The following is a 26,202-nucleotide window of genomic DNA, read 5'->3' as shown; positions in this document are numbered from 1 at the left end:
GCTTTTTAGCGTCACTTTTAAAAGTTTTATTAATTTTTTTGAGCCTTTTATGGCAATTTTAATAACTAAGGCTAAGCTTTTGTTATGAATTGACAGGGAAAGTCCTGAAAAAATGCTAAAACTTCCAAGCGAACTTGCGATTATGCAAGTAGAGACTCTTCACCAAGATTTATTACAAGAACTCAATAGTAACAACGATATTTGTTTAGATGTCAGTGAGGTTGTTTCAGCCGATACCGCGTCAATTCAACTTTTGTGTGCCTTACAAAAACACCTACTTACCATACACCATAAAATTGTATGGGTAGGCAGCAGTGATGCACTTCAAAACGCCATTAATCAACTTGGCTTAAGTCAATATTTAACACTTGAAAGTAAAGGTTAGAGGTTTATATGAAGAAAATTTTAGCGGTTGATGATTCTGCGTCAATGCGTCAAATGGTGAGCTTTACGCTTAAAACCGCAGGTTTTGATGTTACCGAAGCAAAAGATGGCAGCGAAGCCCTCGCGATTGCCAAGCAGCAAAGTTTTGATGCGGTAATTTCAGATGTAAATATGCCCATTATGGATGGCATTACGCTTATCAGAGAGCTCAGGGGTCTTCCTGATTACAAATTTACGCCGCTACTTATGCTAACCACAGAGTCAGGATTAGATAAAAAAGTAGAAGGTAAAGCAGCTGGCGCAACAGGCTGGATTGTAAAGCCTTTCAACCCAGATCAGTTACTAGCGGTACTTAAAAAGTAATTCGTTAACTGAGGAGTGCGGCGTGAGTATAGATTTAAGTCAATTTTTTGAAGTGTTCTTTGAAGAAAGTTTTGAAGGCCTAGATACAATGGAGGCCGAGCTATTAAATTTAGAGCCCGGCGAAGAAGACTTAGAAACAATAAATACTATTTTTAGAGCTGCGCACTCAATTAAAGGGGGCAGTGGCACCTTTGGCTTTAACTCTGTTGCTGAGTTTACCCATGTGCTAGAAACCCTACTGGATCAAATACGCCAAGGTGAGCGCGAACTCACCACCGAGCACGTTAATTTATTGCTTAAAGCTGTTGATTGCTTGCGTGGGTTACTCGGTGAGCTGCAAGCAGAGCAAGAGCCTGATTTATCACACGCTACAACCTTAAAAAAACAGTTTGAAATTGTACTCGAAATGCAAGCCGATTCAGCCCCAAGCGAGGTTAGCGAAGTCACGGCTGCTGCTGAGGTAAATACCTTTCAAATTGATTTTAAACCGCATCATCACCTTTTTAAAACAGGCAACGAGCCTTTATTTATGATCAGCGAATTAGCTGAACTCGGCGAGCTTGAAACACAGGCATTTTTAGACGATATCCCAGATATTAAAGACTTAAGCAGTGACGAGTGCTACTTACACTGGCGCTTTTTTTTAAATACCAGCGAAAAAGAAGCCGCCATTAAAGAGGTATTTGAATGGGTAGAAGATGATGTCGATATAAAAATAGAGCTCTGTGGCGGGTTATTTGATGAAGACACGTCTCACACCGCAACCCTGATGAAAAGAGCAACGACAGCACAGCTCAAACACCGTCTATTAGCGATGCTAAAAAAGCACCCGACAAACCTAAAAGCAAACCCACAGCCGATAAAAAGCCAACATCAGCACCAGAGTCTACCTCCATAAGAGTAGGAATAGACAAAGTAGACTCGTTAATAAACATGGTCGGTGAGCTGGTGATAACACAAGCCATGTTAAATCAGTTGAGCGAGCAAGAAATTAGCGAATCAACCATTACGTCATTACAAGAAGGTTTGGCACAACTGGCGCACAATACCCGAGACCTGCAAGAAAATGTTATGCGTATTCGTATGTTACCGATTAACTTTGTATTTAGCCGGTTTCCGCGCTTAGTGCGCGATATAGCGCAAAAACTAAATAAACAGGTGGAGTTAAAATTATTAGGCGAGCAAACCGAGCTAGATAAAACGGTAATGGAAAAAATATCTGACCCTATGGTGCACCTAGTCAGAAATTCGCTCGATCATGGCCTTGAAACAATTGAACAGCGGGTTGCCGCAGGTAAAGACCCAGTGGGCACCGTGACCTTAAATGCCTTTCATCAAGGCGGCAATATCGTGATAGAAATAATGGACGATGGGCAAGGCTTAAATACGCAAAAAATTAAAGAAAAAGCCATTGCTAATGAGCTGATCACCGCTGATTGTAATTTAACAGATGATGAAATTAACGAGCTTATTTTTATGCCTGGCTTTTCTACCGCCGATGCGGTTAGCGACTTATCTGGGCGTGGTGTAGGAATGGATGTTGTTAAGCGCAATATTCAATCTTTAAATGGCTCGGTTGAGGTTTCATCAGCGCCTGGCGTTGGCTCTACCTTTACAATTAGGCTGCCCCTTACACTTGCCATTTTAGATGGTCAATTAGTTAAAGTTGCCCAGCATACTTATATTATTCCGCTTATTTCTATTGTTGAATCACTACAGATTGATATCACTAAAGTAAGCCGAGTGGGTAAAGACTTAGATGTACTAAGGCTGCGTGACGAATACATTCCTATTTTACGCTTATATCAAATTTTTAATCATCAAAACGCCATAGAGTCATTAGACAAAACCTTGCTGGTGGTTGTTGAAACCGATAACCAAAAAGTGGGTTTGCTGGTTGATGACTTACTTTCGCAGCAGCAGGTAGTAATAAAAAGTTTAGAGGCCAATTATCAAAAAGTAGATGGGGTGTCTGGAGCAACTATTTTAGGCGACGGGCGTGTATCGTTAATTGTTGATATTAGCGGCTTAATAAAATTATCAGGGCTTAAAAAACCAGGTAGCCAAGAGCTAATCATAGAATCTAAAACACCTCTGGAGGCTTCATGATTAGTGAACAAAGCGAGCTAAACAACAAAATTGATTTAGGGCAACAGCAAGGCGTTAAGCAGTTTTTAACCTTTATTATGGCTGGCGAAGAATACGGCGTAGATATATTAACCGTGCAAGAGATCAGAAGCTGGGAAGAAATTACCGTACTGCCCAACGCGCCGGATTTTGTTAAAGGAGTGATAAACCTTCGCGGCACCATAGTGCCAATAATAGATTTACGCTTACGTTTTGGCCTGCCAAGCACTGAATATGGGCCATTAACAGTTGTTATTGTTGTAAAAGTTATTTTTGAAAACGATTCAAAAATAATGGGCATCGCAGTAGATGCGGTGTCAGATGTTTACAGCATTGCAGAGCAAGACGCCAAGCCCGTCCCTAGCCTGTCTGATTCGAGTAATTGTGAATATGTCGCAGGGCTGGTGAACGTGGGCGAAAAAATGGTCTCGTTAATTGATTTACAAAGAACAATGGATATATAGCCACAGCGCTATGTAGCAACAAAAACAAACATAAAGGTGGTGATGGGCATGGGATGGTTTAGTAATCCGAAGCAGTCAGAATCAAGTAATGACTTAATCGTTAATGCATTAAATAAATCATTAGCGGTTATTGAGTTTGAACCCAGTGGCAGAATAATTACGGCTAATTCAAACTTTTTAAATGCAATGGGATACCGTTTAGAGGAAGTGCAAGGGCAGCACCACTCTATGTTTGTTGAACCAGATGAAGCACAAAGCAGCGAGTATAAAAATTTTTGGCAACGCTTGCGCGGTGGTGAGTTTATTTCTAATGAGTTTAAGCGTCTTGCTAATGGAGGGCGAGAAGTATGGATCCAAGCTACCTATAACCCAATTATTGATAGCTAAGGGCAAGTGCTAAAAGTAATTAAATTTGCTACCGACATTACCGAACAAAAGAAACAGGCCGCTGAAGCGCAAGGCCAACTTGAGGCAATTAGTAAATCTCAGGCGGTGATTGAGTTTAATCTTGATGGCACAATTATTACTGCCAATGACAATTTTTTAAATGGTTTAGGCTATCAACTTAGCGAAATAAAAGGCCAGCATCATAAATTATTTGTCGACCCAGAATACGCTAAAACAAACGAGTATAAACAATTTTGGGATAAGTTAGGACGAGGCGAGTACGACTCGGGCGAGTACATGCGAATAGGCAAACAAGGGCAAGAAGTATGGATTCAAGCCTCTTATAACCCTATTTTCGATTTAAACGGCAAGCCTTATAAAGTTATTAAATACGCCAGTGATATCACCGCGCAAAAACAGCTAGAGCGCGAGTCTAAAAAGGCTGCCGATTTAGCAAGTGCGTTAACTGTTTGCCAAGCCAATGTAATGATTGCCGATAAAGACCTAAATATTGTATTTGTAAACGATCAGGTTAAATTAATGCTCAAAGCGCGAGAAACTGAGTTGCAAGGTGTGCTACCTAGTTTTTCTGTTGATAATTTAATAGGCACGTGTGTTGATGATTTTCATAAGCACCCAGCTCATCAACGCGAACTATTAAAAAACTTAAAACAACCTTATAAAACTGAGTTACGTTTAGCGGGGCTTATTTTTAGTTTAATTGCTACACCGTGGATAAACCATGAAGGTAAGCATTTAGGCACTATTGTTGAGTGGGAAGATATTACCGATAGCGTAGCAAAAGCAGAGCAAGAACGTGCTGAAGCACAAGAAAACTTACGAGTAAAACAAGCCCTTGATACCGTAGCAACAAACACCATGATAGCCGATGCTTCAAATGTAATTGTATACATGAACAACGCGGTTAAATCGATGATGAGTATTGCTGAAGATGATTTGAAAAAGGAGCTGCCAAACTTTGATAGCACCAATTTAATGCAGCAAAACATTGATATATTCCATAAAAATCCGGCTCATCAACAAAACCTACTAGCTAAGCTTACAACAACTTACCGAGCCGAAATAAAAGTAGGCGGGCGCACCTTTGGTTTAGTTGCAAACCCTATTTTTACACCAGAACAAGAACGCATAGGCACCGTAGTTGAGTGGGAAGATAGAACGGGCGAAGTTGCAATAGAAAAAGAAATTGCACAATTAGTCAGCGATGCAGGTAATGGCGATTTAGAAACCCGAGTAGATGAAAAAGGAAAAGAAGGCTTTTTCTTACGCTTAGCGCAGGGCTTAAACAGCTTAGTTGAAATTGTTGATGATGCCGTTAGTGATACCGCGCAAATGCTTGATGCAATGGCCAATGGCGACCTATCAAAACGCATAGAAAAAGAGTATCAAGGCTCGTTCGATAAGCTCAAGCAAGATGCTAATACCACAGCAGATAAATTGACCGATGTGATTAACCGAATTAACTCATCGGCCACATTAGTAGCCAGTGGCGCAGAGGAAATTTCGCAAGGCAACGCCGATTTAAGCCAGCGTACCGAAGAACAAGCTTCATCACTTGAAGAAACCGCCTCAAGTATGGAAGAAATGACCAGTACCGTAAGGCAAAATGCAGATAACGCAAAAGTCGCTAACGATTTAGCCGAAGAAACCTGTGAGAAAGCAATTCAAGGTGGTGAAGTAGTTAATAGGGCTGTAACGAGTATGTCGGCCATTAACGAGTCGAGTAAAAAAATTGCAGACATTATTGGCGTGATTGATGAAATTGCCTTTCAAACTAATTTACTGGCACTTAACGCCGCCGTTGAAGCAGCCAGAGCGGGTGAGCAAGGCCGTGGCTTTGCCGTTGTTGCTGGTGAGGTGCGTAATTTAGCGCAGCGCTCAGCTGGAGCAGCCAAAGAAATTAAAGAGCTTATTAGAGACAGCGTTGCAAAAGTAACCGATGGCTCTGTGCTTGTAAATGAGTCGGGCGAAACACTCAGAGAAATTGTTTCAAGCGTACAACGTGTTACGCAAATGATTTCGGATATAACCGAGGCCTCTGAAGAGCAAAGCGCAGGCATTGAGCAAGTCAATAAAGCGGTTGCCCAAATGGATGAAATGACCCAGCAAAATGCGGCCCTTGTAGAAGAAGCGTCTGCGGCGGGCGAGTCAATGGCTGAGCAAGCAAACGAGATGCGTCAGTTATTGCACTTTTTTTCACTCGGGCAGCAAGGCATGAACACATTACCATATACGCACTTTGAACGCTCAGCGCCCCCTGCGCGCCAACCTAGTGGCTATTTAAAAAATACCCAACCCAAAGGCGAAAACTTTATAGACTCAGCAGATGAATGGGAAGAGTTTTAGTCATTACTGGCTTGCTAGTTAATACCCTAGCAAGCCTGCTTTACAAGGGATGGTATGACAATGAAAGAATTTTTATGTACCGATAAAGATTTTAAAGACATTGCCACTTTAGTTTATAACGCGTGCGGAATTGTGCTTGGCGATCATAAACGCGAAATGGTGTATTCCCGCTTAGCAAGAAGGGTAAGAGAGCATAAACTTAAAAACTTTTCTCAATACTTAGAGTACTTACACAATAATAAAGAGGCTGAGTTTGACGCATTTATTAATGCTATTACCACTAACTTAACCTCCTTTTTTAGAGAGCCCCACCACTTTGAGTTTTTAAAAAACACCATAGTGCCGCAGTTACTTAGCAGTAACAAAGTAACAAAACGAGTACGCGTATGGTCAGCGGGTTGCTCTACAGGCGAAGAGCCTTACAGCTTAGCAATAACCCTTGCCGATTTATTCCCAAGTTCTTGGGATGTAAAAATTTTAGCAACCGATTTAGATTCTAATGTATTAGCCAAAGCACAAGCGGGTATTTATACCGCGGCTAATGTAAATGGCTTAGAAAACAATGTACTTAAAAAAGTGGTTTTTAAAAAGCAAAGATGGGCAAACATATAAAGTAAAACCACAGTTAAATAAACACATTTTTTTTAAACGCCTTAACCTTTTACAAGAATGGCCCATGAAAGGGCAGTTTGACTTAATTTTATGTCGTAACGTGGTTATTTATTTTGATAAAGAAACAAAAGACACCTTATTTAAACGTTATGCAAATGCACTTAATCGTGACGGTTATTTGTTTTTAGGGCACTCAGAGAGTATGGGAAAAGAGCATTCTGAGTTTAAAAATTTAGGGAAAACCATGTATCAAAAGCAACACAATGCACGCACAGTTTAGGCCGGTGCTCCCAGGGTTTGAACATATAAAACGTTACTGGGATGCAGGGCGCACAAGCGTGGTGGCAAAAATATTACCTGGCGAATTTTATGTATCAAAAAATGATGAGCTTATTTCTACAGTGCTTGGGTCGTGCATAGCCGCGTGTGTTTACGATGAGAAAGCCGGTATAGGTGGCGTAAATCATTTTATGTTGCCGGTAAAAAAAGGCCTAGAATTAAACAGTGCCCATAGTTTGAGCTGCCGCTACGGAAACTGGGCAATGGAATACCTGATCAACGAAGTACTCAAAGGTGGTGCTGCGCGAAAAAATTTAAAAATAAAACTCTTTGGTGGCGGCAAAATAATTAGCGCAATGACTGACATAGGGATTGGTAATATTAGCTTTGCTAATGCGTATATTCAGGAAGAGTCGCTCAATCTTGTCGCACAAGATATGGGGGGCCATGGCCTCGAAAAATTTTTTTCATCCGCATACGGGCAAAGTCCACGTAAAAAAGCTGAAGAATTTGCACAACAATACAATTGAAAAACGCGAAGTGCGCTACCTGCAAAACCTTAAGCAACAAGATAAAGCCACCGAGACTAACATAGAGCTGTTTTAGGAGTCGTAATGGTTAAAGTTCTGATAATAGATGATTCACCACTGATAAGGCGTTTGCTGAGCGAAATATTATCTCAGGCTAGCGATATCGAGGTTGTTGGCTGTGCTGAAGACCCTTATCAAGCACGAGAAATGATTAAATTGCTCAATCCAGATGTGCTTACCCTCGATGTAGAAATGCCAAAAATGGACGGCATTAGCTTTTTAAGAAACCTAATGCGCTTAAGACCTATGCCCGTTGTGATGATTTCTACACTAACCCAGCAAGGCTCGCCTATCACCTTAGAAGCGCTTGAGCTTGGTGCAGTGGATTTTATTGCCAAGCCAACTGTGAATGTTAAGCAGCAAATGAGTCAATATGCATATGTTGTGCAGCAAAAAGTGCGCGTGGCGGCAGGTGCAAGGGTAAGAAGTTTTAAAAAGGTAAGCACCGTAAGTGAGCTTTTACCTAGCAATGCACAATTTTTATTAAACAAGATAATAGCGATAGGGGCTTCAACAGGGGGCACAGAAGCAATAAAAGAAGTGCTTATAAAAATGCCGACCAATTGCCCTGCGATTGTGATTACCCAGCATATTCCTCCGGTATTTAGTACCTCGTTTGCCCAGCGTATGGACCGCACCTGTGCAATTAACGTAAAAGAAGCGCAGCACGGCGACAAGCTCACTGCGGGATGGGCTTATATAGCCCCAGGTGGTTTGCACTTGTATAAAAAAAAGAGGGGCAAGTTTATATTGCGAGCTTGATGATTCTGAGCCTGTTAACCGCCATAAACCGGCAGTAGATGTATTATTTAACTCGTTACTTGAGTGCGGTGGAAAAAACATTGTGGCAGCGTTACTAACCGGTATGGGGAGCGATGGAGCAAAGGGTTTGCTTAGTATTAAACAAGCGGGTGGTTACACCATTGCACAGGATGAGTTTTCTTCTGTGGTGTGGGGAATGCCCAAAGCGGCGGTTGATTTAGGTGCCGCTCACGAAATTGTTGCGCTTGATAAAGTAACCCAGCGCTTATTGCATCAGACTATAAAAGTGTAATTGCTACTGAATAACCCACGGCTGCGAAAACCAATAGTAACTACCAGGGTGCTCAATAGAAGGGGCGGTACAATTAAAGCGTGAACGGCCTTTATTTAGCGCCTTTGGTGAGTTAATTTTTACAGTTGTGTCGTTTACCCAAGTTAACTTAGCCTGCCCAACACTTGAGACATAACACGCAAACTGACTTTTATGAAAATCACCCATTTCAAACTCAATGCTGAGCGTTGGTGGGTTTTGTGAGGTTACACTGTCTTGGTAATCTAGGGTTTTAATACTAAACGCCCGAGAGTTTAATTTTGTAATTAGCGTATCTAATTTACTGTAAAAGCCAGAGGCTGGAAAACGCGGTAAGCGGGTAAAGTTAGCGTTTTTATTTACAGCGCCTGAGTGCTGACCAATGCCAATAAAGCCAAGCTCTTCTACAAGCGCTTGTAGTTTGTTATTAAACTCACCATACGGGTACGCTAGGTATTTATAGTCGTGGCCTATTTCTTCTTTAATACGCTGTTGAGAATGCAAAATATCTTGTTTTATACGTGCTTGCCACTGTGCATCGCTCTCATCTTTTAGCTTAATATGCAGGTAGTCATGCTGGGCAGTGTGATTGGCAATTAACGCCCCTTTGCCTGCGAGCTCTTTTAATTTATCCCACCCCATTACGTAGCCTTTGCCTTCATCAATAAGGGTAGGGTTTACAAAAATAGTATAGGGGTAACCAAATTTTTCTAAAATAGGCGCAGCTTGTTCGTAGTTATTGTTGTAACCATCGTCAAAGGTGATAGCGACTGTTTTCTCAGGTAAGGTTTTGCCTTGTTGTATAGCGCTTATTAGCTCATTTAGTGCAATAACATTAAAATTATGCTCTTTTAAGTAGCTCAAATGCTTGGTAAACGTATTTGCGCTTACACTGGTCACAGCCGGAAGGGTTTCGCTTACATGGTGATACTGTAAAATAACCGCCGCATGAGCACGTACTGATAAACAAATGAGAGTAATTAAAACTAAATGAAACAATTTCTTAAACATAATAATGCACACCATAAAAGCTTGCTGTTGCTAGCGGGTCCAATGATATTATCAAATATTACTGTCCCACTGTTAGGAATTGTTGATACCGCTGTTATTGGCCACTTAGGTAGCGCGCATTACTTAGCGGGCATCGCACTTGGCTCAGCTGTTATTTCTATTTTATTTTGGCTCGCCGGTTTTTTACGTATGAGCACCACAGGGTTAGTGGCCCAAGCATACGGGCAAAATAACTTAACACAGTTGGCAGCGCTTTTAAAACGCAGCTTATTACTTGCCGTGTGTGTGGCGTTAGCGCTTATAGCTTTATCGCCTTTGATAAAACAAGCTATTGCATTTTTATCAGGCGCAAATAGTAAGGTTCTTGCTCAAGCATATCAGTATTTTAGTATTCGTATATTTAGTGCCCCTGCCGCACTTTGTAATTTAGTGCTGCTTGGCTGGATGCTTGGCGTACATTATGGGCGAGGACCATTTTACTTGCTGCTAGTGACCAATATTACCAACATAGTGCTCGATATATATTTTGTGGTGTATTTAGACTGGGCAGTAGCGGGAGCCGCGTGGGCGTCGTTAATTGCGGATTACAGCGCGTTGGCTTTTGCGTTGCTACTAGTGATTAAGCTCGCTAAAAAGCAAGGCGTGGAGCTAAGCGTGCCCAACTGGCTCAGTGTTAGCAAAATGGCAGAGCTACTTAGTTTAAATAGAGATATATTTATTCGCTCTTTAATTTTGCAATTGTGCTTTAGCTTTATGACCTTTTATGGCGCCCGCATAGGTGAAACAGCGCTTGCAGCGAATGCCGTGTTACTTAACTTTTTAATGTTGGTAAGCTTTGCACTTGATGGAATAGCCTATGCAAGCGAAGCCAAAGTTGGTCAAGCTAAAGGCCAGCGAAGCGTTAATAACATTAGATTATGGGTAAAAATAAGTGTGTTTTGGGGGGTGCTTTTTGGCGTGCTTTACAGCGTATTTTTTGCTGTGTTTGGCAGCGCTATTATTAAGCTTTTAACCAATGTACCCGAGGTGATAGAAGCTGCGACAAATTACTTACCGTGGGTAATAGTATTGCCTATATTAGCAATGAGCTGTTTTTTGTTTGATGGCGTATTTGTAGGGCTTACACGGGCAAAAAATATGCGTAACAGTATGATTCTTTCAGCTGCTATTGGCTTTTTTGGGGTGTTTTGGGTGTTTATAGAGTGGCAAAATAATGCGTTATGGCTGGCTATGAGTTGCTTTATGCTTATGCGCGGCGTTACGTTAATTATTAAGTATTTGCAGTTAAAAGCAACTAATCAGCTGCTAGATTAAGCGAACGTGTCATTTCCATAGGTCGGGGTCGTGATTTTTTGGCCCCATATCTTTTAAAACTTGCGAGAAACGATTGGCAAAAATACCGCTATAACCCCATACAGCAAAAAATAATGCCGGGATTAAAATAACCACACCTATAATTTGTAAACTAAAGTGGGTGTAGTAGCCAAGGGCAATAAATATCACGGCTAGCACAAACAGTGCTAAGCCGCGAAAAAAGCGCGTTAAACTCAACTTAGGGTTACTCCCTAAGCGATAAATAAGCGGCTTTAACATTATTGCTTAGTAATAAGAGTGATCGCCCGCTTGGTGCTCGGTAATGTCGGCAACACCGGTGATTTCATCAAACTTTGCAATCATTTCTTTCTCGATGCCTTCTTTAAGCGTTACATCGATCATAGAACAGCCATTACAACCACCACCAAATTGAAGTACTGCAATACCTTCATCGGTTACTTCAACTAGGCTTACTTGGCCACCGTGGTTAGCTAGCTGCGGGTTTACTTCGGTTTCTAGCATGTGTTGAACACGCTCATTTAGCGATGCGTTATCGCCTAGTTTACGTGCCTTTGCATTAGGTGCTTTTAAAGTTAACTGAGTGCCCATTTTGTCGGTAACAAAATCAATTTCAGCTTCTTCTAAAAAAGGAGCGCTTTCTGTATCTACTACGGCATCAAAACCATTAAAGTTAAGACGAATATCGCTGTCTTCTACGGCGTCTTCTGGGCAATAAGAAACACCACATTCCGCTTGTGATGTACCAGGGTTTACAACAAACACACGAATATTAGTTTGTTGTGCTTGATCTGCTAAAAGTTTAGCAAAATGCGCTTGTGCTGTTTCGGAAATAGAAATCATAAAACCGTCTATACTTGACTAAATTACTCGGATACTGCATATCATACTCCGCTCATCGTGTTGCGGCTAGTGTTGAGCGTAAAAAGTTGGCATCTATTTTAAGCAATGCTAGCGTGCAAATAACAAACATTTTTAGAGTGATTTATATGCGCTGGATAGTAACTATAATGGTGGCAATGCTTAGCTTTTCAAGTATGGCAAAACCACTTTCGTATTATTTTGAACAAGATGTAGAGTTTGATAAAACAATACCCACCCCACAAGACGTACTTGGTTACGAAGTAGGTGAGTGGCATGTAAGGCACGACCAACTGGTGCGTTACATGGAAATTCTAGCGCAAAAAAGTAATCGTATAAATTTTGAAGTAATAGGGCGCACACACGAGCAACGTCCGCTTGTGATGCTAAGTATTAGCAGCGCTGAAAAACTAGCTAACTTAGAGCAAATTCGCCAAGCGCACTTAGCCCGTTTAACAAACAGTGAGCAAGCTAAAAACACACAAAATGAGCCTGCTGTAGTTTGGATGGGATACAGTGTGCATGGCAATGAGTCATCAGGCAGCAATGCCGCTTTATTGGTTGCGTATTACCTTGCTGCAGCGCAAGGCCCAGAAATAGAAAAATTTTTAAATAATACCGTTATTTTGCTCGACCCTTCACTTAACCCTGATGGCTTGGCTCGCTTTGCCAATTGGGCTAATAGTAATCGGGGGATGAACTTATCAAGCGACCCTAAAACGCGTGAACACGTAGAAAGCTGGCCAAGTAGCCGTACAAATCACTATTGGTTTGATTTAAACCGCGATTGGTTGTTACTACAACACCCAGAGTCGCGTGCACGCATTGCTAAATTTCATCAATGGAAGCCAAATATTCTTACCGACTTTCATGAAATGGGGCCAAACAGCAGCTACTTTTTTCAACCTGGCATTGCCAGTCGCAAGCACCCAATTACCCCAGATGAAAACGTAACACTTACTAAAGCCATAGCCAATTACCATGCTAAAACTTTAGATAAAAATAATGCCCTTTATTTTACCGAAGAAAGCTTTGACGACTTTTATTACGGCAAGGGTTCAACCTACCCCGATGTAAACGGCGGTATAGGTATTTTATTTGAGCAAGCCAGCTCACGTGGGCATGTACAAGAAACCATAAATGGTACGCTTACGTTTCCTTTTACTCTTAAAAATCAGTTACTAACAAGCCTATCAACCTTTAAAGCAGCGGTAGATAACCGCGAGGCGCTATTAACCTATCAGGCAAAATTTTATAACCAAGCAATTGATTTAGCACATGATGAAAGTTTTGAAGGCTATGTGGTTGAGGGCGCTAAAGATAACACCCGGATTAAACTATTTTTAAACCTGTTAAAGCAGCATCAAATTAACGCCTATCCACTTACAAAAACGCTAAAAGCCAATGGCAAAAACTTTAGCACCCAGAGCTATTTTGTGCCGTTAGCTCAGCCACAGTTTCGTTTAGTAAAAGCTATTTTTAGTGAGCAAAAAAGTTTTGCCGATAACACATTTTATGATGTGTCGGGCTGGACACTCGCCCACGCTTTTAATTTAGAGTTTGCACAAGTAAAAAGTAGTTGGGGCTTAGAAGTAGCCAGCACTGCGTGGCAAAAAGCAGTTAAACCATCATTTGCTGCGTTAAAGCAAAGCTATGCATTTGGCTTTGCCTGGGACGATTACTTAGCACCTAAAATGTTAAATAGCTTGCTAAAGCAAGGCATTAAAGCGCGTGTCGCGTTAAGTGCCTTAACAGCTAAAAGCAGCACCACCGAAATAGACTTTGCACCTGGCAGCATTATTGTCCCCGCAGGGCTGCAAACGAACCCTGATTGGGTGGCTATTTTAAACGATGCTCAAACGCAATTTGGTATTGCGATAAAGCCTATTACCACTGGCCTTACAGGGAAAGGCGCCGATTTAGGCTCGCGCACTATGGCGGTATTAAACGAGCCAAAAGTACTGCTTATAGGCGGTAAAGGCGTAAGCCAATACGAAGCGGGTGAAGTATGGTATTACCTTGACCGCTTTGTCGGTATTTCTCCGACCATAGTAGAAATGGAGCGTTTAGGTAGCCTAGATTTAAATAATTATAGCCACATTGTACTAGCTAATGGCAATTACTCGGGCTTACCCGATAGTGATAAAGTTGCTATTAAAAGCTGGGTAAGAAAAGGCGGCGTAATTTGGGGCCACAAAGGCGGCGCTAAATTTTTAGCTGATCAGCAATTACTTAAGGCTAATTATTTATCTAGGCAAGATGTAGCCAGCGCTTTTAATACTCAAGGGCTAAATTACGCAGATAAAGACCATTTAGCAGGGCGACAACGTATAGCCGGCGCTATTTTTAATACCGATGTAGACACCACGCATCCACTAACGTTTTCGCTTAATCGTGAAACGCTGCCTGTATTTAAAAATAGTACCTGGTTATTAGAAAAATCATCTGCCCCGTTTGTAAACATACTCACTTACCCGCAAAAACCACTATTAGCAGGGTTTACCGATGGCGTAAATGAGCAGCAAATTGCCGGTGCAGCAGCCATGATGGCTCACTCATACGGGCGTGGCAGTGTTATTGCGATGACAGATAACCCTGTATTTAGAGGATACTGGTACGGCACAAGCCGATTACTCAGTAATGCTTTATTTTTTGGCCACACATTTAGAGTAAGAGGTGATTAATTACACCTTTAAAGTGGCGTTAAACACGTAGCAAAAGCCCATACTTGTTTAGCGCCCGCTTGCTTTAATACCCGGGTAGCCGCGTTGAGCGTGGCGCCTGTGGTCATTACATCATCTACAATAACCACCGTTTTACCGCTCATATCTTGTGTACATACAAAGGCATTTTTTACATTTTTAACCCGCTTAGCTCTAGATAATTGTGACTGTGCTTGCGTGGCTTTATTGCGTATTAGCGCATTACTTATACAAATATGTTTTGCCAAACACGGTTGCCACACTTGGCTTACCTGATTAAACCCGCGCGTTAAAAAGCGTCCTCGGTGCAAAGGTAAAATAATAGCTATGTCGGGTCGGGTAGTTAAATTTTCAAAAAACACCGTTAGCTGGCGTTTAATTACTTGTTGCAGCGCTTTTTTATAGTGAATTTGATTATTAAATTTGAGCCGTTTAAGCCAATGCTCAAAAGGGGGCTGATAAAAAGCACAGGCAAAGAGCTTATCAAATTCGCAATGCGGAAACATTTCTACAATATCCGGGCGGTGCAATAAATTACTGTGCTTATTTAAATCAAACACGCTTAAATCCGTTAAGCAATAGTCGCACAACCCCTCTTGAGCACTAATAACTCCCTGACATTGCACGCAATAAGAGGGAAATAACCAATTAAAAAATGAGTGTTGCATTGGCTGCTCCTTGCGTTGCTTTCGTCAATGTAAGCGTTAAGATGTGGCTAAGTTTGGTTAAGGTTAGGCAAATATGCAAAGCGAGTTAGTTTTATTACATGGTTGGGGCATGAACCAAGGCGTATGGCAATTAGTGCAGCCAGAGTTAACGTTTTTTTACAGTGGCTCGGTGCGCAGTATTGATCTGCCTGGCTTTGGCAACAGCAATAGCTGCCCAAGTCCTTATAATTTACACGATGCAGCTGAAATCGTAAGCGAGCAACTTAGCCCTGGCTCTATTTTAATGGGCTGGTCGCTAGGAGGATTGTTTGCACTTTATATTGCTAAACATTGGCCAAATAAAGTATCAAAAGTAATTTTAGTTGCCTCAAGCCCTTTTTTTGCCGAGGCAGATGATTGGCCTGGAATAAAAGCCAGCGTGCTTGAGCAATTTAAAGAGCAATTAGTTAATCAGCGAGAAAAAACCATAGAGCGCTTTTTAGCTATTCAGGCCATGGGTAGTGAGTCGGCACGCGATGATATAAAGCAGCTAAAGCACTTGCTAAATCAGTACAGCGCCCCTAAAAGTGAGGCGTTAAGTGCGGGTTTAAATATTTTACAAAATGATGATTTACGCAACGTATTTGCGCATTGCCCAGTGCCTGTAAAAGCGATATTTGGCCGTTTAGATGCGCTGGTACCTTACAAAGCAATTAATAAAATGGCAGCACTAAATACTGAGTTTGAATACGAAGTACTAGACAAAGCCTCCCATGCACCGTTTATTTCTCATAAAAAAGAGTTTTTATCTGCCGTTAAATCAATGCTTTAAAATAGCCTAAAGAAAGGTACTGTTTAAAGCTTTATTTTGCCCATGAAGTGAGCGATAATTAAACAATATTTATTTTTTGGAGGTACAGCATGGCTATTGGTTCAGTATTTAATAGTGGTGTAGAAGGGTTTAATCGTGCAAGCCAAGGTATAGAACGAGCAAGCGCAGAGATAAACCGTGCCACCATTGAAGAGCAAGACGATACGCAACTAGCCCAACAGCGCCAGTTAACAGCTGCGCGACCTGAAGAGGCTGTAACAGCGCCTGTTGCACAACCAGCTCGGGTTGACGAAGCGCTTGTTAATTTAAAAGTTGAAGAGTTTAATGCCAAGGCAAACACGCAATCTATTCAAACTGCAGATGAAGTGCTTGGTACGCTAATCGATATTAAAGTTTAAACGTTATGAATATTGTCACGCCATTTCCGTCTATCAATATAAACACTGCCAATGTTTATACGGAAACCGCTCGGCGTGACAACCAACTGCGCGAAGTTATTCCTGCCCCTGCACCCAATAGCGCCAGTAATACCGAAACCAAAGCACAAAGCGATGCTGATAAAGCAAAACTGCCAAGCAGTGCAGAAGCAGCCACCTATGATGCAACCGGTAAACTCAGTGATGAGCAAGCTGTTGAGCAGCGCCAGCAAGGCCGCGAAGATTCAGGTAGCGAACAGCAACAAGCAAGCGAAGACACCCCCGAAGAAGAGCAAGATCAGCAACAGCTAGAATTAGAACAGCAGCAAATTGAAGAGCTTAAAGCGCGCGATACTGAAGTGCGTGTGCACGAACAAGCTCATGCATCGGTGGGTGGGCAGTATGCAGGCTCACCAAGTTATGAATACCAACGCGGACCAGATGGCACTAATTACGCTGTTGGCGGTGAGGTACAAATTGATGTATCTGAAATCCCCGGCGATCCGCAAGCCACTATAGATAAAATGCAAACGGTACGAGCAGCCGCACTTGCCCCTGCTGAACCTTCTAGTGCAGATAGAGCCATTGCCGCTGATGCAACCCAAAAAATGGCCGCAGCGCAAGCTGAATTATCAGCCCCTGCTGACGATGAAGCGCAAGCACAAGAGCCACAAAGTGCGTTGTCAATAAACGAAACCAGCACTGCTGAGTCTCAAAGCGATACTAATACCGAGCAAACACGCGACCCAGAAGTAGACGCACGAGCTGGCCGTATAGCTAATTTTTATCAAATGACTAGCTCCCCCCAAAACGAGAGTGGTTTTTCTGCGTTTGGTTAACACCAGCTAAGCATAATTAAAAAAGCCGCTCAATGAGCGGCTTTTTAGTTTAAGTAGTCATCACTTAATGAAGTAAACGGGTATTATTTTTTTACTTTTGCATTAGCAAATGCATCGGCAAAGGCATTACCCATCATGGCGTTACCGTTATCGCGCTTTGGTTTTGCTGCACGCGGTTGCTGGCCCTGATTACTGCGTTGCTTTTGCGGCGCGGCAGCGGGTTTATTGCTTGTGTCTATTTCATCATCTAAGCGCATAGTAAAGCTAATGCGTTTACGTGGGGCATCTACCTCAACCACTTTTACTTTTACAATGTCACCGGCTTTTACTACTTCGCGCGGATCAGAGATAAACTTATTAGTAATTGCCGAAATATGCACTAGGCCATCTTGGTGAACACCTACATCAACAAACGCACCAAAGTTAGCAACGTTAGAAACCACACCTTCTAAAATCATACCGGGTTTTAGGTCTGTGATTTTTTCTACACCGGCTTTAAATTCAGCAGTTTTAAACTCAGGACGAGGATCGCGCCCAGGCTTATCTAGCTCTTTAATGATGTCGGTAACGGTAGGTAAACCAAACTTCTCGTCGGTGTAGTCATTAGCAACCAGCTTATTTAAAAACTCGCTATTGCCTATTAAGCTATTTACATCAAGGTTGTTACGCTCACAAATAAGTTTAACAACAGGATAAGCCTCAGGGTGAACTGATGAGTTATCAAGTAGGTCTTTACCCTGATTAATACGCAAAAAGCCTGCTGCTTGTTCAAACGCCTTTGGTCCTAAACGCTCAACTTTTTTAAGTTCGCTACGCTTAGCAAACGTGCCGTTAGTGTCGCGGTAATTTACTATATTTTGCGCTAAGGTTTTATTTAACCCCGATACGCGAGTAAGAAGCGGCACCGAGGCCATATTTAAATCAACACCCACTGAGTTTACACAGTCTTCTACCACTGCGGTTAGTGTTTGGCCTAATTGGCTTTGCGAGACATCGTGTTGGTATTGGCCTACACCAATTGATTTTGGCTCAATTTTAACAAGCTCGGCAAGTGGGTCCTGCAGGCGACGCGCAATAGATACCGCGCCACGTAAAGACACATCTAAGTTAGGAAATTCATTTGCTGCAAATTCAGACGCAGAGTAAACAGACGCGCCGGCTTCGCTTACCATAATTTTGTTTAATTTAAGCTCAGCATTGGCCTTAATAAGTTCGCCTACTAGCTTGTCAGACTCGCGTGATGCGGTGCCGTTACCAATCGCAATAAGTTCTACTTTATGCTGGCGACATAGTTGCTCTAATGTACGTAACGATTTTTCCCAGTGATTTTGCGGTGCGTGGGGGAAAATAGTTTGGGTTGTAAGCAATTTACCTGTGCCATCAACTACGGCAATTTTACAGCCAGTTCGCAAACCAGGATCTAGACCAAGCGTGGTACGCGGCCCAGCAGGGGCGGCCATAAGTAAGTCTTTTAAGTTTTTAGCAAATACATCTATAGCGCCGGTTTCGGCTTTTTCTCGCATAGCTGCTAAAAATTCATTTTCTAGGTGTAGGCCAAGCTTTATTTTCCATGCCCACTGCACAACACTTAATAGCCATGTGCTAGCTGCTTTATATTTCACATCTAAACGGTAGTGATCAGCAATCATTTGCGCGCATAGCTGGGCTGCATTTTCGCTGCTTGGCTCTGGGTTAATACTCAGCTGTAAAATACCTTCGTTACGCGCGCGCAACATAGCAAGCGCGCGGTGAGAAGGGACCTTTTTAAGAGGTTCTTGATGGTCAAAGTAGTCGCGGTATTTGCTACCGGCTTGCTCTTGGCCGTCAATAAGTGTGCTTTGTATAGCGCCGTGTTGGCTAATGTGGCTTCTAAATTTAGCTAATAACTTGGCATCTTCTGCAAAGCGTTCCATTAAAATAAATTTAGCGCCATCAAGGGCTGCTTTGGTATCAGCAATGCCTTTGTCGGCATTTATAAACTGCTGCGCTTGTTGCTCTGGCTCTAAGTTTGCATCGTTAAATAGCGCATCGGCAAGTGGCTCAAGGCCTGCTTCAATGGCTATTTGCCCTTTGGTACGGCGTTTAGCTTTATAAGGAAGGTATAAATCTTCAAGCTCAGTTTTACTTTGTGCGCTGGTAATATCGGCACTAAGTGCTGGCGTTAATTTATTTTGCGATTCGATGGTTGATAAAATAAAGCTGCGGCGCTCTTCAAGCTCGCGTAAGTACGACAAACGTTGCTCTAAAAGGCGTAATTGCGTGTCGTCTAATCCACCGGTAATTTCTTTACGGTAACGCGCAATAAAAGGAACCGTTGCGCCTTCATCAAGTAATTTTGTAGCAGCAACAACTTGTTGCTGTTGTGCATTTAGCTCAGTGGCTAAACGTGCAGAGATATCGCTCATGCATAAACCTTTTAATACAAAAAATAAAACCAGAAAATCCCTCTGGTACTGTTATACCCAGCTTATTAAAGTTGCTATTTAATGAGTTTGGTAGGTATTTATTAGTTGAATAATATCACAGCAGGTTGTAATAAAAAGCTCTTAAAGCAAGCAATTTTGCTTGCTTTAAGATGGTTGGCTTGGCTGAGCTGACAAAGCGTAAAAGCGCGCTTTAGTGAGGGTGCTCTACGCTTTCTAAAACATCACTAAACGTGTGAGCAATTGGAGTAATATGCACTGGAATGTGTAACGTTTTAGCTATTTGACGCGCCGAAATTAATCCGCATATTTCGTTATTAGTGGTTGTTGCTAATAAAAACATGCTGCCTTGATGCTCCATTGTTTGTAGTGCATCGCCAATACTTGCATAGCTTAGGCTTTGCATACTTACGCCATTAAGTTGGCTAATAGGTGTCATAATGTAGCGTAAGCTCACTTCATTGCGGCTGGTATTTAAACGCTGTGCAATGGCCGTAATTTTAGCGCTTTGTAGGTCGGCACTTGAAACAATACCAATTAATTTTTGCGCATCATCAGTCACCAATACATAGTCAGAATGCTCTGCTAGTACTTGTTTAAGCGCCTCGCTGATAGGAGTGTCGTATTGAGCGCGAATTGGCGTTTTTTGGGTAAAGTTATTGATTACGGTTAAAGCCGGAGATGTTAAATCAATAGTGGCTTGTTGATCTTCAAACGTGCTTGCAATAACGCCATGAGAAATATTTTGGGTACGTAATTCTTTAAAGTTAGACATAGTAGTCACCTTATTAGTTATAAAATTTAATCAAAAAGTAAAATTGTGAATTAAATTAAATAGCTAGGTGGACCACGTTGATATGCCGTACTAAAAGGACGGTATAGGTTTGTACTTTGGTAAAAAGATGAAACAGCATTAGGTAGCGGTTGAAACAACCTAATAGCAAATGCATTAACATGAGAATCTAAGTCAATGTCGGGGGTTGCTTGGTCAGGAAATTCACAAGCGATAAAATGATTAGATACACTGGCGTTATCTATATTTACTTCGGTGGTATTGGCATGCAGAGTCAAACTCACACTCATTAAAAGTGCAAACAATACGGCATTACTACATATGCGCTGTACTAAGTTTGACATAGCCACTACCTTAAAAATCAGGTTAAAGATAAACCTGCTAAACCAATATATATCCTAATGAGATATATTACACAATAAAAAATTTACCTGATCTGAATCAAAGTAGTTATTTATTAATAATGTTATGGGGGACTATTTTTGATATTCAATACTATTTACATACCATTCTTTTTTACCTTGCGGTGTAGGTACCTCAAAATCATCGTCTACTTGTTTTTTTATCAGGGCACGCGCCATAGGTGAGTCAATTGATATGTAGTCTTTACGGTCGTATATTTCATCAGGCCCTACAATTCTAAATTTTTTAACCTCGCCTTGCTCGTTTTCTATTTCTACCCATGCGCCAAAAAATACTTTACCGTCTTGCTGCGGCGAGTAATCAATAACTTTTAAATCGGGTAGGCGTTTGCGCAAATACCGAACACGACGATCAATTTGGCGCAGTAAGCGTTTATTATATTGATAGTCTGCATTTTCTGAGCGATCGCCAAGGCTTGCCGCCCAACTCACTATTTTAGTGACTTCAGGGCGTTTAACGTTCCATAAATGGTCGTGCTCTTGCTGTAATTGTAAGTAACCTTCGCGGGTTATTAAATTTGTTTTCATGGGCTTTTATTCATTAACTCTAATGCTGTGCACGTTATTAAAATTGCTAAAATTTGTCGAGTGTAAACTTTAGGGCGTGTTGTTCTTTGATGGTCGAATTTGCAGCAGTATGTTTGGTTTTTAGGCAAGGCAGAGCCTATGAAGTGTGGTTATTCCCCATAAATAGGTGATAACGCAGCATAAATGCCAAACATGCGCTGCCCTTCGGGTTCTGCCTAGGGGCGATAAACTCTTTGTTGCCTACATGGATGTAGGTAAGGGGCGTGAGCAGGACGCGGAAGCTTTGCTCGGTTTTTACTTAGCCCACTAGGTTACAAAGCTCGCGCCGCAATTTAATCGCCCCTAGATTGAACAAATTTCAATCCGCAAAGGTCAACACGCCCTAATATTATAACTTTGAAATGTTCAGTAACAATCTAAGCGCGCAATTAGATTTTGATTATTAAGTTTTTCATTTATATTAACTATTAATTGGAAATAAAAATAAGAAACACGCAATGGGACACGAAACCACAAAAGTATTAGTTGTAGATGACGATATGCGCCTGCGCAGCTTACTAGAGCGTTATTTAGTAGAGCAAGGCTTTATTGTTAGAACCGCCGCAAACTCAGAGCAAATGGATAGACTCATTGAGCGAGAGAACTTTCACTTAATGGTGCTTGATTTAATGCTACCAGGCGAAGATGGTTTATCTATTTGCCGCCGGCTACGCCAAAAAGAAAACGAAATCCCTATTGTGATGCTGACAGCAAAAGGCGATGAGGTCGACCGTATTATAGGCCTTGAACTAGGCGCAGACGACTACATCCCGAAACCGTTTAACCCGCGCGAATTACTGGCTCGCATAAAAGCTATTTTACGCCGCCGCGCCAAAGAAGTGCCGGGCGCACCCGCAGCGGAAGAAAACTTAATAGCCTTTGGGCAATTTACGCTTAATTTAGCCACGCGCGAAATGAGCGAGGGCGATAAAACCATTTCACTCACCAGTGGTGAATTTGCCGTACTTAAAGCGCTTGTATCACACCCGCGCGAGCCACTGAGCCGCGATAAACTAATGAACCTTGCCCGTGGGCGAGATTACAGTGCGCTTGAGCGCAGTATTGATGTGCAAGTATCGCGACTGCGCCGCATGATAGAAGTAGATGCTGCCAACCCGCGCTATATTCAAACTGTATGGGGTTTGGGTTATGTGTTTGTTCCTGACGGTGATAAGTAGTTTATATGGGATTTTTTCCGCGTAGTGCGTTTGGACAAACTGTATTTTTAGTGGCCGCTTTACTGCTAATTAACCAAATAGTGTCGTATGTAACGGTGAGCTTTTACGTTGTAAAACCAACCATAGAACAAGTAAATTTAATGCTGGCAAAGCAAATTAAAACGGTATTTATAGACTGGGAAGACGGCGTAGAGATAAACGACGAAGTATCTGAAAAGTTTTTTGAAATTACAGGTATAGAAGTGATGACGCAGCGCGAGGCAATGCGCCAAGGGCTGGGTCAAACCCGAGAATACTCGATGCTGTCGCGTAGTATGTCTGAGCAATTAAATGGTTCTGCTCGGGTGCGTATTAGTCAAACCGACCCGCTGATTTATTGGGTAGAAGCGCCGCAAGCACCCGGTTATTGGGTAAAAGTACCGCTTAGCGGGTATCAAGAAAATAACCTCGAATTTTTAACGTTTTATTTATCAAGTATTGGTTTTTTAAGTGTGTTAGGCGGCTGGCTATTTGCTCGGCACTTAAACCGCCCATTAAAGGCGTTGCAGCAAGCAGCCGTGAAAGTGGGTAAGGGCGATTTTAGTAGTAAGCTTGAAGAAGAAGGCTCCAGTGAAGTTATAGAAGTTACCCGTGCATTTAACCAAATGTCGCGCGGTATTGCCGCTCTTGAAAACGATCGCCGTTTACTCATGGCCGGTGTTTCTCACGATTTACGCACTCCGCTTACTCGTATCCGCCTTGCCACCGAAATGATGAACGATGAAGATGACTACCTTCGCGAAGGCATCATTTACGACATTGAAGATATGAATGGCATTATCGATCAGTTTATTGAGTATTTACGCCACCACAAAACAGATGAGCTTGCTTGCGAAGATATAAATGCGCTAGTGACTGAAGTGGTTAATTGTGAGCTTAAACAGCAACGCGTTATTACCTTTAAAGGCAACCCCAGCGTAGGGCTTGTCCCGTTAAGTAGTGTGGCTATTAAGCGTGTAATTACTAACATGATTGAAAACGCGCTGCGCTATTCAGACGGCGATATAGAAGTATTAAGCTACTTTAATTCAAACAAAAAATACGTTGTGATAGCGGTAAACGATAACGGCCCCGGTATACCAGAAAGCGAACTAGAATCGGTGTTTGAGCCTTTTAAACAAGGTGACACTGCGCGTGGTAGTGAGGGGAGTGGTTTAGGCCTTGCCATTATTAAGCGTATTATTGATATGCACGATGGTAAAGTTAAGCTAGAAAACCGCCCAGAAGGCGGCCTAAGTGCACAAATTTATTTACCTATAAAAATACAAAACTCTGCACAGTAAGCTGTGCAGAGTTGGCTATTTCCATAACGTTAATAGTATTAAAACTTAAAGTGCTTTAAAGCGGATTGCTGTACCACCACTTGTTGCTAGTTTTAAAGTTAGCTTATCGTTTGCGCTAACTACGCGCTTTTCGATATCTAAATCGTACGGATTGTTTTTCCATTCAGCGTTTTTACCGTCTTGGTATATGTGCGCTTCAAACTTTTTACCCTTTTCTAAAAAGTCGAGTTTTACCTCAATAGTTCGGGCTTTCTCGTCGGTTACGGCGCCTAAGTACCAATCGTTTCCTGAGTATTTATCGCGTTTGCGCTCTTTACGGGCAAAAACAATAAAGTCGCCCACTTCGCCATCAAGCGCAATACTTTGCTGCCAATCGGTTGGTACGTCTTGAATAAATTGAAATGCATCAGGCTTGGCTAAATAGTTTTTAGGTAAGTCGGCGGCCATTTGAATTGGGCTATACAGCACAACATAAAGTGCAAGCTGCTTGGCAAGCGTTGTTTGTGGGCGGTTTGTATCATCGCCTAAGCCATTAAAGCCCATATCGAAAATGCCAGGGGTAAAGTCCATAGGCCCTGCCAGCATACGGGTAAACGCCAGCATAGGAATGTGCTCTAGTGGGTTGGGAGGCGTGCCCCATGCATTAAACTCTTGGCCGCGTGCCCCTTCGCGGGCAATCCAATTTGGGTAGGTACGACGCAGGCCTGTGTCTTTTATTGGCTCGTGGGTGTTAATACTAATTTTATGTTTAGCAGCCAGCTTTACGTTGTAAAGGTACTCGTTAACCATAAATTGGCCGTCGTGCCACTCATGACGGGCAATGCCGTTTTCGTCTATGCGTTTTATGTTACCGCCATCCGCTACATAGCCCGTTTTAACTTGGCTTACGTTTGATTTTTCGTAAAGGGCAAAGGCATCCTCCATTTGGTCACGGTAGTTACTTACATTACCCGATGTTTCGTGGTGGCCAATTAACTGCACGCCTTTTTGTTTGCCGTATTGAGTAAGGGCCGCTATATCAAAGTCGTCGTAGGGTTGTGTAAAACTAAATACATCGCCATTAAAAAACCAATCACCGTCCCAGCCTATGTTCCAGCCTTCTACTAGTACGCCATCAAAGCCATATTCTGCGGCAAAATCCATGTAGTACTTAGTGGTTTGTGTAGTGGCACCGTGTTTTTCGCCGCTGCCCCAGGTTTGCGTGTTTATATGCATGCCCCACCAAATACCCACGTATTTACCAGGTTTTACCCACGACACATCGCCTAGTTTATTAGGCTCGTTTAAATTTAATATTATGTCTGAATTGACTAAGCCGACCGCACTGTCGGCAATTTGAATGGTGCGCCAAGGGGTATTAAACGCACCTTGTTTTTTAACGGCAATGCCGTCTGACCAGGGTGTTAAATCGGCATTAAAAGTGCCTGGGCGGCGCTGATTAAGCACCATGCCTGCGTAATCAACTAAGGCTGCTTCATGAATGCTTATATGGGTACCGTCATTGGTTTTTAAGGTAAACGGCGTGTGTGCAAGGGGGACGTCATTTAATGCGGTGGTGTTGTAAACGTATTCGTATCGGTTCCAGCCGCGGGCGGGGATCCACCATGCGGTGGCATTGTTGTTATTGTTAATGGCAAATTCGGTGAGCTCTTTGGTAATGTGTGTTTGATCAAAGCCTGCTTGTTTTGGTACTTCGTATCTAAACCCAACGCCACTATCAAAAGCTCTAAAGCGCACTGTGTAGGTTGCACTATTAGGCTCGTTTTTTGCAAACGTAACCGCAACTTCGTTGTGTTTATCAGTAACCGTTTGTCGCTCGCCCCAAGGTTGTTGCCACTGGGTATTTACGCTTTGCTGCTTAACATGGGTAATTTTAAAACCATCCCTAAATGCAGCTTGGGTTTTAAATTCAAAACCCAGGCGCGATGCGTTTATAGCTGGTTTGTTTTTAAAGCTAATAGCGTAGCTGGGTGTGCTATTTTCATCTGAAATAGTCACTTTTATTTGTGAGTTTGGTGATTCAACTACAGCGGTTTGTGCAAAGCTATTGCCAGCAAACGCCAGTAGTAAAAGTGCGGATGTTCTCATTGTGTGTCCTTTGATGAGTCGGTGGTGACCTTTAAGGATAATGGCAGTGAGTTGTTAATACGACTGTATACATACGTATTCAATATTTTAAAGAATAGAAAGAATTTAACGGTTTAATCGGTCT

General features: G+C 42.2%; 19 protein-coding genes and 5 pseudogenes. 15 read left to right on the top strand and 9 right to left on the bottom strand.

All coding sequences use genetic code 11. The features are described from left to right. Window positions 1–112 precede the first annotated feature (112 nt). The 8 genes and pseudogenes from VOI46_RS15835 to VOI46_RS15800 all read left to right on the top strand — a co-directional run bounded on the left by VOI46_RS15835 (window position 113) and on the right by VOI46_RS15800 (window position 8,627). Window positions 113–385 carry an STAS domain-containing protein gene (locus VOI46_RS15835; protein WP_004588224.1) on the top strand — a complete coding sequence of 91 codons (273 nt, stop codon included), beginning with the start codon at window positions 113–115 and terminating at the stop codon, window positions 383–385. A gap of 8 nt (window positions 386–393) precedes the next feature. Beyond that, window positions 394–747 carry a response regulator gene (locus tag VOI46_RS15830; RefSeq protein ID WP_004588225.1) on the top strand — a complete coding sequence of 118 codons (354 nt, stop codon included), beginning with the start codon at window positions 394–396 and terminating at the stop codon, window positions 745–747. A gap of 22 nt (window positions 748–769) precedes the next feature. Continuing rightward, window positions 770–2,856: pseudogene (locus VOI46_RS15825) on the top strand (chemotaxis protein CheA). Continuing rightward, complete coding sequence (locus VOI46_RS15820) at window positions 2,853–3,338, top strand: chemotaxis protein CheW (protein WP_004588228.1); 486 nt, start codon at window positions 2,853–2,855, stop codon at window positions 3,336–3,338. The pseudogene VOI46_RS15825 and the gene VOI46_RS15820 overlap by 4 nt, the downstream one beginning before the upstream one ends. 48 nt (window positions 3,339–3,386) lie before the next feature. Beyond that, window positions 3,387–6,092, top strand: a pseudogene (locus tag VOI46_RS15815) (methyl-accepting chemotaxis protein). Window positions 6,093–6,152: 60 nt separating this feature from the next. Beyond that, window positions 6,153–6,984 (top strand): annotated as a pseudogene (locus VOI46_RS15810) (protein-glutamate O-methyltransferase CheR). Continuing rightward, window positions 6,968–7,589 (top strand): annotated as a pseudogene (gene cheD / locus VOI46_RS15805) (chemoreceptor glutamine deamidase CheD). The pseudogenes VOI46_RS15810 and cheD overlap by 17 nt, the downstream one beginning before the upstream one ends. 8 nt (window positions 7,590–7,597) lie before the next feature. After that, window positions 7,598–8,627, top strand: a pseudogene (locus tag VOI46_RS15800) (chemotaxis response regulator protein-glutamate methylesterase). Window positions 8,628–8,630: 3 nt separating this feature from the next. Here the strand turns inward: VOI46_RS15800 and VOI46_RS15795 are convergent. Further along, window positions 8,631–9,656, bottom strand: coding sequence for a polysaccharide deacetylase family protein (locus VOI46_RS15795; protein ID WP_039972284.1), 1,026 nt, complete (start codon window positions 9,654–9,656; stop codon window positions 8,631–8,633). Between the two features lie 42 nt (window positions 9,657–9,698). Between VOI46_RS15795 and VOI46_RS15790 the strand changes: the two genes are divergently transcribed. Then, window positions 9,699–10,970 carry an MATE family efflux transporter gene (locus tag VOI46_RS15790; protein ID WP_039972287.1) on the top strand — a complete coding sequence of 424 codons (1,272 nt, stop codon included), beginning with the start codon at window positions 9,699–9,701 and terminating at the stop codon, window positions 10,968–10,970. 9 nt (window positions 10,971–10,979) lie between these two features. Here VOI46_RS15790 and VOI46_RS15785 read toward each other — a convergent pair whose 3' ends face one another. Next, the gene (locus tag VOI46_RS15785; RefSeq protein ID WP_004588235.1) at window positions 10,980–11,249 is read right to left on the bottom strand and encodes a hypothetical protein; all 270 of its coding nucleotides are present in this window, start codon (window positions 11,247–11,249) and stop codon (window positions 10,980–10,982) included. A gap of 6 nt (window positions 11,250–11,255) precedes the next feature. Then, window positions 11,256–11,831 (bottom strand): Fe-S biogenesis protein NfuA, encoded by a 576-nt coding sequence (gene nfuA, locus VOI46_RS15780; RefSeq protein ID WP_004588236.1) that lies wholly within the window; start codon window positions 11,829–11,831, stop codon window positions 11,256–11,258. Window positions 11,832–11,977: 146 nt separating this feature from the next. Here nfuA and VOI46_RS15775 point away from each other — a divergent pair, with 146 nt between their 5' ends. Then, a complete protein-coding gene (locus VOI46_RS15775; protein ID WP_232424002.1) occupies window positions 11,978–14,533 on the top strand; it encodes a M14 metallopeptidase family protein in 2,556 nt (851 codons plus the stop codon). Window positions 14,534–14,541: 8 nt separating this feature from the next. On the opposite strand, the gene VOI46_RS15770 is transcribed toward VOI46_RS15775, so the two are convergent. Next, window positions 14,542–15,219 (bottom strand): ComF family protein, encoded by a 678-nt coding sequence (locus VOI46_RS15770; protein ID WP_004588238.1) that lies wholly within the window; start codon window positions 15,217–15,219, stop codon window positions 14,542–14,544. 73 nt (window positions 15,220–15,292) lie between these two features. Between VOI46_RS15770 and bioH the strand changes: the two genes are divergently transcribed. The 3 genes from bioH to VOI46_RS15755 all read left to right on the top strand — a co-directional run bounded on the left by bioH (window position 15,293) and on the right by VOI46_RS15755 (window position 17,285). Beyond that, window positions 15,293–16,030: a pimeloyl-ACP methyl ester esterase BioH gene (gene bioH, locus VOI46_RS15765; RefSeq protein WP_004588239.1), complete on the top strand. Its 738-nt coding sequence runs from the start codon at window positions 15,293–15,295 to the stop codon at window positions 16,028–16,030. A gap of 89 nt (window positions 16,031–16,119) precedes the next feature. After that, window positions 16,120–16,428: a hypothetical protein gene (locus VOI46_RS15760; RefSeq protein WP_004588240.1), complete on the top strand. Its 309-nt coding sequence runs from the start codon at window positions 16,120–16,122 to the stop codon at window positions 16,426–16,428. Between the two features lie 5 nt (window positions 16,429–16,433). After that, the gene (locus tag VOI46_RS15755) at window positions 16,434–17,285 is read left to right on the top strand and encodes a putative metalloprotease CJM1_0395 family protein (protein WP_004588241.1); all 852 of its coding nucleotides are present in this window, start codon (window positions 16,434–16,436) and stop codon (window positions 17,283–17,285) included. An 83-nt stretch (window positions 17,286–17,368) separates the two neighbouring features. On the opposite strand, the gene VOI46_RS15750 is transcribed toward VOI46_RS15755, so the two are convergent. From VOI46_RS15750 to greB, 4 genes are all read right to left on the bottom strand, one after another. Next, window positions 17,369–19,690 carry a Tex family protein gene (locus VOI46_RS15750; RefSeq protein ID WP_004588242.1) on the bottom strand — a complete coding sequence of 774 codons (2,322 nt, stop codon included), beginning with the start codon at window positions 19,688–19,690 and terminating at the stop codon, window positions 17,369–17,371. 211 nt (window positions 19,691–19,901) lie between these two features. Further along, window positions 19,902–20,483: a CBS domain-containing protein gene (locus VOI46_RS15745; protein WP_004588243.1), complete on the bottom strand. Its 582-nt coding sequence runs from the start codon at window positions 20,481–20,483 to the stop codon at window positions 19,902–19,904. Between the two features lie 50 nt (window positions 20,484–20,533). Beyond that, window positions 20,534–20,845 carry a hypothetical protein gene (locus VOI46_RS15740; protein ID WP_004588244.1) on the bottom strand — a complete coding sequence of 104 codons (312 nt, stop codon included), beginning with the start codon at window positions 20,843–20,845 and terminating at the stop codon, window positions 20,534–20,536. Between the two features lie 132 nt (window positions 20,846–20,977). Further along, window positions 20,978–21,451, bottom strand: a complete 474-nt coding sequence (greB, locus tag VOI46_RS15735; RefSeq protein ID WP_004588245.1) for a transcription elongation factor GreB — start codon at window positions 21,449–21,451, stop codon at window positions 20,978–20,980. Between the two features lie 497 nt (window positions 21,452–21,948). Here greB and ompR point away from each other — a divergent pair, with 497 nt between their 5' ends. Together ompR and envZ are read left to right on the top strand one after the other, a co-directional pair. Next, a complete protein-coding gene (ompR, locus tag VOI46_RS15730; protein ID WP_004587537.1) occupies window positions 21,949–22,668 on the top strand; it encodes a two-component system response regulator OmpR in 720 nt (239 codons plus the stop codon). 5 nt (window positions 22,669–22,673) lie between these two features. Next, window positions 22,674–23,990 carry a two-component system sensor histidine kinase EnvZ gene (gene envZ / locus VOI46_RS15725; RefSeq protein ID WP_024033891.1) on the top strand — a complete coding sequence of 439 codons (1,317 nt, stop codon included), beginning with the start codon at window positions 22,674–22,676 and terminating at the stop codon, window positions 23,988–23,990. Window positions 23,991–24,035: 45 nt separating this feature from the next. Here envZ and VOI46_RS15720 read toward each other — a convergent pair whose 3' ends face one another. Continuing rightward, the gene (locus VOI46_RS15720) at window positions 24,036–26,078 is read right to left on the bottom strand and encodes a glycoside hydrolase family 97 protein (RefSeq protein ID WP_282337913.1); all 2,043 of its coding nucleotides are present in this window, start codon (window positions 26,076–26,078) and stop codon (window positions 24,036–24,038) included. Window positions 26,079–26,202: the final 124 nt, after the last annotated feature.

The sequence above is a fragment of the Pseudoalteromonas sp. CuT4-3 genome (genome assembly GCF_035666335.1).
GTDB lineage: Bacteria > Pseudomonadota > Gammaproteobacteria > Enterobacterales > Alteromonadaceae > Pseudoalteromonas > Pseudoalteromonas atlantica.
Note: the sequence above shows the minus strand (reverse complement) of the source record. Positions and strands in the feature narration are given on the sequence as shown.

Coding starts and splice junctions, on each gene's coding strand:
- VOI46_RS15835 (WP_004588224.1), top strand. CDS start 113: ATGCTAAAACTTCCAAGCGAACTTGCGATTATGCAAGTAGAGACTCTT.
- VOI46_RS15830 (WP_004588225.1), top strand. CDS start 394: ATGAAGAAAATTTTAGCGGTTGATGATTCTGCGTCAATGCGTCAAATG.
- VOI46_RS15820 (WP_004588228.1), top strand. CDS start 2,853: ATGATTAGTGAACAAAGCGAGCTAAACAACAAAATTGATTTAGGGCAA.
- VOI46_RS15795 (WP_039972284.1), bottom strand. CDS start 9,656: ATGTTTAAGAAATTGTTTCATTTAGTTTTAATTACTCTCATTTGTTTA.
- VOI46_RS15790 (WP_039972287.1), top strand. CDS start 9,699: ATGATATTATCAAATATTACTGTCCCACTGTTAGGAATTGTTGATACC.
- VOI46_RS15785 (WP_004588235.1), bottom strand. CDS start 11,249: ATGTTAAAGCCGCTTATTTATCGCTTAGGGAGTAACCCTAAGTTGAGT.
- nfuA (WP_004588236.1), bottom strand. CDS start 11,831: ATGATTTCTATTTCCGAAACAGCACAAGCGCATTTTGCTAAACTTTTA.
- VOI46_RS15775 (WP_232424002.1), top strand. CDS start 11,978: ATGCGCTGGATAGTAACTATAATGGTGGCAATGCTTAGCTTTTCAAGT.
- VOI46_RS15770 (WP_004588238.1), bottom strand. CDS start 15,219: ATGCAACACTCATTTTTTAATTGGTTATTTCCCTCTTATTGCGTGCAA.
- bioH (WP_004588239.1), top strand. CDS start 15,293: ATGCAAAGCGAGTTAGTTTTATTACATGGTTGGGGCATGAACCAAGGC.
- VOI46_RS15760 (WP_004588240.1), top strand. CDS start 16,120: ATGGCTATTGGTTCAGTATTTAATAGTGGTGTAGAAGGGTTTAATCGT.
- VOI46_RS15755 (WP_004588241.1), top strand. CDS start 16,434: ATGAATATTGTCACGCCATTTCCGTCTATCAATATAAACACTGCCAAT.
- VOI46_RS15750 (WP_004588242.1), bottom strand. CDS start 19,690: ATGAGCGATATCTCTGCACGTTTAGCCACTGAGCTAAATGCACAACAG.
- VOI46_RS15745 (WP_004588243.1), bottom strand. CDS start 20,483: ATGTCTAACTTTAAAGAATTACGTACCCAAAATATTTCTCATGGCGTT.
- VOI46_RS15740 (WP_004588244.1), bottom strand. CDS start 20,845: ATGTCAAACTTAGTACAGCGCATATGTAGTAATGCCGTATTGTTTGCA.
- greB (WP_004588245.1), bottom strand. CDS start 21,451: ATGAAAACAAATTTAATAACCCGCGAAGGTTACTTACAATTACAGCAA.
- ompR (WP_004587537.1), top strand. CDS start 21,949: ATGGGACACGAAACCACAAAAGTATTAGTTGTAGATGACGATATGCGC.
- envZ (WP_024033891.1), top strand. CDS start 22,674: ATGGGATTTTTTCCGCGTAGTGCGTTTGGACAAACTGTATTTTTAGTG.
- VOI46_RS15720 (WP_282337913.1), bottom strand. CDS start 26,078: ATGAGAACATCCGCACTTTTACTACTGGCGTTTGCTGGCAATAGCTTT.